Source organism: Streptomyces durocortorensis (assembly GCF_016901035.1).
Taxonomy (GTDB): domain Bacteria; phylum Actinomycetota; class Actinomycetes; order Streptomycetales; family Streptomycetaceae; genus Streptomyces; species Streptomyces durocortorensis.
The window spans coordinates 3,244-10,360 of the sequence record NZ_JAFEUF010000234.1 but is presented as its reverse complement, the minus strand read 5'-3'; the positions used below and the strand labels follow the sequence as shown (position 1 = coordinate 10,360).

6 protein-coding genes are annotated in these 7,117 nt (G+C 67.9%); 2 read left to right on the top strand and 4 right to left on the bottom strand.

Annotated elements, in window-relative coordinates:
* Positions 1-269: 269 nt before the first annotated feature.
* From JS521_RS29430 to JS521_RS29415, 4 genes are all read right to left on the bottom strand, one after another.
* On the bottom strand, positions 270-491 hold the full coding sequence (locus JS521_RS29430; protein ID WP_097867535.1) for a helix-turn-helix transcriptional regulator: 222 nt from the start codon (positions 489-491) through the stop codon (positions 270-272).
* Between the two features lie 251 nt (positions 492-742).
* On the bottom strand, positions 743-2,419 hold the full coding sequence (locus tag JS521_RS29425; protein ID WP_205085984.1) for an AICE element replication initiation protein: 1,677 nt from the start codon (positions 2,417-2,419) through the stop codon (positions 743-745).
* Positions 2,416-3,000 carry an HNH endonuclease gene (locus tag JS521_RS29420; protein WP_205085983.1) on the bottom strand — a complete coding sequence of 195 codons (585 nt, stop codon included), beginning with the start codon at positions 2,998-3,000 and terminating at the stop codon, positions 2,416-2,418. The genes JS521_RS29425 and JS521_RS29420 overlap by 4 nt, the downstream gene beginning before the upstream one ends.
* On the bottom strand, positions 2,997-3,767 hold the full coding sequence (locus JS521_RS29415) for a sigma-70 family RNA polymerase sigma factor (RefSeq protein WP_205085982.1): 771 nt from the start codon (positions 3,765-3,767) through the stop codon (positions 2,997-2,999). The genes JS521_RS29420 and JS521_RS29415 overlap by 4 nt, the downstream gene beginning before the upstream one ends.
* Before the next feature lie 340 nt (positions 3,768-4,107).
* Between JS521_RS29415 and JS521_RS29410 the strand changes: the two genes are divergently transcribed.
* Both JS521_RS29410 and JS521_RS29405 read left to right on the top strand, forming a co-directional pair.
* Positions 4,108-4,428, top strand: a complete 321-nt coding sequence (locus tag JS521_RS29410; RefSeq protein WP_205085981.1) for a GntR family transcriptional regulator — start codon at positions 4,108-4,110, stop codon at positions 4,426-4,428.
* Positions 4,429-4,727: 299 nt separating this feature from the next.
* The gene (locus JS521_RS29405; protein ID WP_239488003.1) at positions 4,728-5,849 is read left to right on the top strand and encodes an NsdA family TPR-like regulatory protein; all 1,122 of its coding nucleotides are present in this window, start codon (positions 4,728-4,730) and stop codon (positions 5,847-5,849) included.
* Positions 5,850-7,117: the final 1,268 nt, after the last annotated feature.

Below are 7,117 nucleotides of genomic sequence, written 5' to 3'. Positions count from 1 at the left end.
CCCCAGGATGTGCCCGCCTCCCCAACTCCCTCCCCGCCCGGTGGGGGTGAGCCTCCCTCTGTTCGGCGGGGGTTCCGGGCGGGGCACTGGCACCCCTTTACCGGCCTTACCTCGCAGGTGGGAGGCCCTTACCTGCCCCTCTACCGGGGTAAGGGGCCCCCGCTACCGCCGGGCCCCGGTGAAGGGGTCCAACGGCGACCGGTCCACGGGCGTTCACGGGGCCCGGGGTAGAGGGAGAGGGCTCTACCTCCCCTTGTGCGGGTGGCGGGTCAGGCTGCGTCGCGGGCGGCTTGTTCGGTGATCCAATCGCGGACGGCTGCGGGGTCGTAGCGGATGTGCCGGCCGATGCGGAAGCCGGGCGGTCCGGTGCGTCGCTTGCGCCAGTGGTAGACGGTCTCGATCGGGACGGACAGCAGCGCGGCCAGGTCTTCGGGGGTGAGGTAGCGGTCCGGGAGCCCGGCCCGGAGGGTGGCGCGGGGGTCGGTGGGCATGGTGGTGGTGACTCCTCGTGTCCGGGGTGCGGTGTGCGGAGGGTGTACCGGGGTGCCGTCCTAGAGAGTTGGTGTAAGCCAGCGTCCAGAGCGACCCAGCGTCCGCACTCTCGGGTTTGTGCAGGTCAGTTGGGGTGAGATGGGCGGACGCTGGGGCGGACGCTGCGGACGCTGGACGGCTTCAGCGTCCGCAGCGGGTGACACGTCCGGGCCGCTGTGCGGCGGCCCGGCCCGGAAGGGTTCCGGTCGTGTCAGTGCAGGTCAGGCGGGAAGTTGTCCGGGTCCGGCGGGGGTTCCTCCGGCCAGAAGGAACCTTGGTCGGGCTCGGAGGGTGTGGACGCTGACGTGTCCTCCGGCGCGGTCCGGGTGAGGATCAGCAGGCGACGCCGGTCGGGGTCCTTACTACGCTGCGTGTCGTCCACGGTGATCCCGATGGAGCGCAGGAGCGGGGCCAGCCGCTTGACTCTCCCTGAGGTCCGGGTCGGGTCCTTGGGCCAGTCAGGAGAGCGGACTCCGTTGGCGGGTTGGAGCTGTTCGAGGAGCTGGGCGGCGGTGCCGGTCCACGTCCCGGCCCGTGTCACCAGAGCGGCGAGAGCGGTGCCGAAGGTGTCGCCTTCCAACGCGTCGCTGGCGACGTTCGAGGATGCGGCCAGGTAGTCCGGGAGGGTCTGCCAGCCGGTGACCTGGTCGACAGCGGCCAGGACGCGGGCGAAGTCCGCCATGCGCGGCATGGAGTCCAGCCGGACCGACGGCAGCACTTCCAGCACCCCGGCCAGCAGATCCAGCAGCCCACCGAGAACCGCGGGGCGGGCCTCCGCGAACGCCGCGTCCAACTCCTCCTCCGAGCGGCGGCGGGTGCCGTCGATCAGTTGCAGTTCCACCATCAGGACCCGTTCGGCCAGGTCCCCCGCCAACGCTCCGGCGTCGATGGTCGTCATGGCCAGCACGCGGCGGTAGGAGAGCACGACCACGTCGTCATCGGTGAACAGGGCCCGGTCGACAACACCGTCACCGGTGACGGCCTTGCACAGGGTGTCCGACAGCCACCGGGGGATCGTGCTGATGTTGTCCAGGCACAGCGCCCACGAGGTGAACGCCTGCCGGGACCACGCCTTCTCGTCGCGCGGCTGGCTGCGCCTGGCGGCCGGGGACGGGTCGATGAGGTTGATGGCCATCTGAGCCGTCATGGACTTGCCGGTGCCCTGCTCGCCCTTGCACGTCAGGATCGGGTGCGGGATGTCGGGCAGCCAGGCCGCCGCCATCCACGCGGCCATCTGCCGGAACGCACTCTCGTCCATGTTCAGCATGGAGTGGAACCGGGCCAGACCGTCCGAGGTGCGAACGGGCACGGGCATCGGTGCCATGGCCCCGGAGCGGCGGAAGAGAACCGGCGCCCGGTCCACCACCTCCCAGCGGCCGGCAGACACCACGACCGCGCGGCCGTCGGCGGTGCCCAGGTCGACCACGACCCGCCCCTCAGGGGTGGAGCCGACCCGCAGATGCACGGGTACGGGGTCGTTGTCCTCCGCGATCCCTTCCAGCACCGTCATCGCGTCCGCAAGGGCCGACTGCGAGGCAACGTCCCCGTCGAACGTGTCCGCGTACAGGCGGGCCAGCCGCTGCCGTACCCCGGTCTTGCCCCGGAGGGGAAGCGCGAGGTTCGGGCCGTCAATGGCGACCGCATAGGGGCGGGCGTCGGTCGACATGACGAACGTGTACCGCTCCCGCGCCAACGCCACCAAGCGGGTCGCGGCCGACGGCTTCTTACCCCCGTCCTCACCCGACTTCCCGCCCGACCGGCGAGCGTTCACGGTCGGGCGGCTGGTGTTCACGCCGGGCCGATCGGTGTTCACGGTCGGCGGCCCGGTCGGGTTGGCGGGGTCGATCGGTCGGGGGTGACCGTTCACGTGCTGGATGTCGGTGTTCATGCGCTCACCCCTCGATCGGTCGGCTGTTCACAGGTGTTCAGTCGGGCGGTCCGCCGGGGGTGCGCGAGTCGACCGACCCGCACCGCACGACGATCCGCTTTGCGATGTTTCGTCTGATCAGGGGTCGACCGTTCACCCGCCGTACGGGCGTGAACAAGCCGGGCCAGCAGCAGCCAGTTCACCTCCCCCGGACCGAGCCGGATCGAGCCCGGTCGACTCGACTCGCCGGTGTCGGTGAACACCGACCGGTTGACCGTGAACGGGCCGTCGGTCGGTTCGGTGTGACGGGGGGTGTGACGCGTCTCGTCATGCAGGTCAGGCCCGTGCGTCCAGACGATCAGCAGCGCCAGCGACAGCGGGAGCCGATCGGCCTTGGCCTGGTTGCACGGTCGGCAGGCGAGCACGAGCGCACCTGCCGACCACGTCCGCAGCACGGACACCGGCACGACGTGATCGAGGGTCGCCTCCCGCAGCGAGACGAACGGCAGAGCGCAGTAGGCGCACCGCTGACCGTCGCGGCGGGCGAGTTGTTCCTTGCGCTGCCGTCGGCGTGCGGAGTTGAGCGGGTGGCCGTTCCTCATGCCGCCTGCTCCATGTCCTCGGCACCCAGAGCGCGCAGCACAGGGGCGCACACGGTCGCCCCCATTACCCGCTCCCGGCTGACCCCCAGCCTCTTGGCGATCTCCCGCGTGGGCACTTCTCCGTTGAGCAGAAGCGCACCCCGGGCCACGTCGTCCAGCCGCAGGAGAACTTCCCGCTGCGCCGCGCTCCGTGCCGCCAGCGCGCGCTGCTCCCATTCCGGCAGCGACTCCATGGCCACCGGGTCGCAGGACAGCTCAGGGTTGTCAATCTGCAGGAGCAGGATCGCCGTCTTCGCGAGCCGGTCAGCGGTGGACTCGCTGCACCCCAGACGCTCGCCCATCACCTTGTGGGGCGTGCCGTCCAGCTTCAGCAGCAGCGCTTCCCGCTCTCGCTCCGGAAGCGCGGCCACCATCCTGGCCAGGTAGTCAGGCAGGTCGACCCAGGCGCACTGGTTGGGCAGCAGCGGGCACAGCGCGTTGCACGTGGCGGGCTCCGTCCAGTCCACCACCGTCTCGGAGGACCGCATCAGCGCGAAGTGCTCTGCGATCTCACGCTTCACCCGGACGAACAGGACCCTGCGGGTCTCCGTCTCGGACCACTCCGGGTGACCCAGCACGTCGGACGCTCCACTGCGGGCCACCCGCACCCACATGGACTGAACGACATCCTCCGCCAGCGCCCACGCCTCGCCGTTTCCCATCCGGGTACCGCACAGCCGGGAGTAGGCGAACCGCACCAAGCGGTCCCCGTAGGCGTCGAACAGCACGGCAAGCTGATCAGACTGCTCGCCCGTCAGAGGGACAATCTCACCGCTCTCTAAGCGACGACCCCCCGGGCCGCTGCCCGTGGCAGTTCCAGAGCTCCGACTCCTACGCTTCGCGACAGTTCCAGGCATGATGGATGTACCCCTTCGCGGGTGAGGGGAGCGGCTACTTGCTTGGCGGTAGGGAGCCGCTCCCTGCTTCTGCCCCTGCTTTGAGCAGGGGGTTCTCGGGACTCCGCTTGTTCGGCGGCGCCCTCTCGTGAACTAGCGTGCACTAGTGCGCGCTAGTTTGCAAGTGGCTGAGTGGTGTGCGCTAGTCCGCTCTGGTGGGTACGCTCAGGGCATGACTGTCACAGGAGGCCCGAGGTCCAAGGCTGAGCACGTTGCTGACGCACTCAGGGAAGACATCAAGAAGATGCAGCCTGGCGAACGGCTGCCTACGCAGCGAGAGCTGGTGGATCGCTTTGGATACGCCGGCCAGACCATCCAGAACGGCTTGGCGATTCTGCGAGCCGAAGGCGTAATTGTGTCGAGCGGAAACCTCGGCAACTTCGTCGGGGGCGGGAAGGCGCAGGAAGACATGCGTCTCGACATCAAGGAAATTCGCTCCCAGATTCAGGCATTGGCTGAACGACTCGAAGCGCTTGAGTCACGCTCCGCATGAGGTGGCGCGGGATCTGCAACCACCATGCGGCTAAGCGTGAACATCGGGTAGGTGACAACGGGGGGTCACCTGATCTGGCGTGGGGACATCATCAGTGTCCCCACCCTGTCCCCTTGCCTGTCCCCTGGGGCGACCGGCAAGACTCGCAGTAAGCACTCAAAGGAGGGCACATGGGCGAGGACAGGCCTGCGTGGGCGCGTCGGATCGCAGCCGAGCGCGCGGCGCGCGACTGGTCACAGAGGGACGCGGTTAGAGCTCTTCGAGCCCACGCGCCCAGCGATCTTCCGTCAGAAGAGAGCATGATCCGCCAGTGGAAGCGCTGGGAATCCGGAGCCTTGCCGAGCGACTTCTACCAGCCGGTTATCGCGGCCACCTTCGGCACAGTCACGAATGCACTCTTCCCTGCCCCCAGCCGCAGGGATGGCAACCAAGAGATTCTGGCCGTAAGCGGCATGGAAACGCTAGAAATCGTCAGCCGCCTCAACCGTTCCGACGTCGACACCGCCACCCTGGACGCACTGCGCATCACAACGGATCGACTGTGCTCGGAGTATCCGTATATGCCGAGCGCGCAACTCCTGATCGAGGGACGCCAGTGGTTGCGGCGGGTTGTGGAACTGCACTCCAAGAGCTTGACTCTCGCCCAGCATCGCGAAGTTCTCGCCCTCTCCGGCTGGCTGGCCCTCTTGGTCGGTTGTGTGGAGTACGACTCCGGTGATCGGCACGCAGCGGAGTCGACGCGCCGGGCAGCGCTTTCACTTGCGACCGAAGCGGATCATCCGGAGGTTGCCGGATGGGCGCACGAGATGCGGGCCTGGTTCGCGCTCACGACCGGCGACTACCGTGGCGTTATCTCAGCGGCCCAGGCAGGATCGGAGGTCGCGGGTCAGCACGGCGTGGCGGTGCAACTGGCTGGACAGGAAGCCAAAGCGTGGGCCCGACTCGGCGACCGCCGCCAAGTGGAGGTGGCACTCGATCGCGGTCGGCGTCTCCTGGAAGGAATGCCGCATCCTGAGAACCTGGCCAACCATTTCGTAGTCGATCCGGCGAAGTTCGACTTCTACTCAATGGATTGCTACCGGCTGGTCGGCGAGGACAAGCTCGCCCGCACGCTGGCAGAGGAAGTTCTCCGAGCCGGTACGGACTTTGACGGCACCGAGCGGTCTCCGATGCGGAACTCAGAGGCTCGGGTGACGCTAGGCGTGACGGCAGCACGGGCCGGGGATCTTGAGCAGGCGCTCATCATGGGAGACCGAGCGCTGCAAGGAGACCGCCAGTCGGTCCCCTCGCTCATTATGACAAGCCGTGAGCTAGCCGCGGAGGTTCGCCGGAGGTACAGCGCGGAGCCCTCCGCGCAGGAGTACCTATCTCGCCTGGCTACGCTCGGAGAGCAGACACCCGGCTTCCTTCCGCCCGCTTAGAAGTAGCCCCGCACACCGGTCGCAGGGATCAGCTAGCACCCATAGGCGGTACCACGAGCCCCCGGATTCGAGGGAAATCCCGGGGGCTCAGCGCTGGCCTGCTAGACGCTAGTTACCTGCTCAGAGTCACTGTGGCGTGCTAGCGCCCCTGCTAGACCTAGCAAGGGCGGCTGCTAGGTCTAGCAGGGGCGCTCACCCTGCCCCACGCACCGGTGGGGCCCTGGGCGGCTTGGCCTGCCGGTCCCAGAGAAGAGATAGAGCGAGCGGCGAGCCGCACAACCTTGGGCAGCTCGCTCCGCGAGCGCGCGCAGCCCGCCGGCCAACTCGGGCAGCATGACGCGGTGCAGGCCCGGCGGTACGGGACCTGTCCGAGGGTCGGAATTCTGCGTCACCGCGTCATCAACGTCACCCGCACCACCTGACCTGCGGTTTTAGGGTGACGCAGGCGTGCGGGGGTGCGTCATCGGTGACGCAGGGCCGCGTCACGGGGTGACGCAGGTGACGCACGATGACGCAGGACTTTGGCTCTGCGTCACCCCGCTTTCCCGCAGGTCAAAGCCCCTTTCTCGCCGCCAGGGTGACGCGGTGACGCAGACCTCTCCTACTTAAGAAAAAGGAGGGGAGCTTTTGTAGTGCTACAAGTGGGAGCCATTGGACAAGCAAGAGGAGCACCCCGCGCCGCTCCGCCGGGGGTGCTCCTCTTGCTTGTGAGCGGGAAGCGGAATGCTCACGGTCGGAGAGAACCATGCGGCAGGGAGAGGTCAGCGTCCGCACGTCTCCTCCTTAAGAGCCGCCTTGACCTGCGGTAATGCTCTTAAGCGGGTTGGGGCTTGCGGACGCTGCGGACGCTAGCGGACGCTAAACAAATTGTTTAGCGTCCGCACTGTTCCCGCAGGTCAGACACTCTCCCGAACCTCTTGCGGACGCTGCGGACGCTGTCTTACACCAAATCTCTAGGATGGGTTAAAGGGAGAGGGAAACGGAACCGCTCTCTCTCACTGAAGAGCCTTCCAAGGAGGCCACGCAGGGAGGGGCCCGGGAGCTCCCAGCACCCACCGCCCTGCGTGGCTCTTGGAAGGCTCTTCAGAGGGACTGGCAGCCGTCCGACCGGAAGAGACCACGCGCCCCGCCGGGGGTGGTCTCTTCACCCCCGACGCCCCGCACCGCGCCCCCCCCGGGCGGGGGGGGGGCGGGGCGCGCGCGGGCGGGGCGGGCGGGCAAAAGGTTTTTGGGGGTGGCGCGCGGGGGATACCCAGTGAGATTTTAAA

What these genes read in the sequence shown, in the direction of transcription:
- JS521_RS29420 (WP_205085983.1), bottom strand. Translation starts at nt 3,000, where the DNA reads ATGAGGAACGGCCACCCGCTCAACTCCGCACGCCGACGGCAGCGCAAG.
- JS521_RS29405 (WP_239488003.1), top strand. Translation starts at nt 4,728, where the DNA reads ATGATCCGCCAGTGGAAGCGCTGGGAATCCGGAGCCTTGCCGAGCGAC.
- JS521_RS29430 (WP_097867535.1), bottom strand. Translation starts at nt 491, where the DNA reads ATGCCCACCGACCCCCGCGCCACCCTCCGGGCCGGGCTCCCGGACCGC.
- JS521_RS29425 (WP_205085984.1), bottom strand. Translation starts at nt 2,419, where the DNA reads ATGAACACCGACATCCAGCACGTGAACGGTCACCCCCGACCGATCGAC.
- JS521_RS29410 (WP_205085981.1), top strand. Translation starts at nt 4,108, where the DNA reads ATGACTGTCACAGGAGGCCCGAGGTCCAAGGCTGAGCACGTTGCTGAC.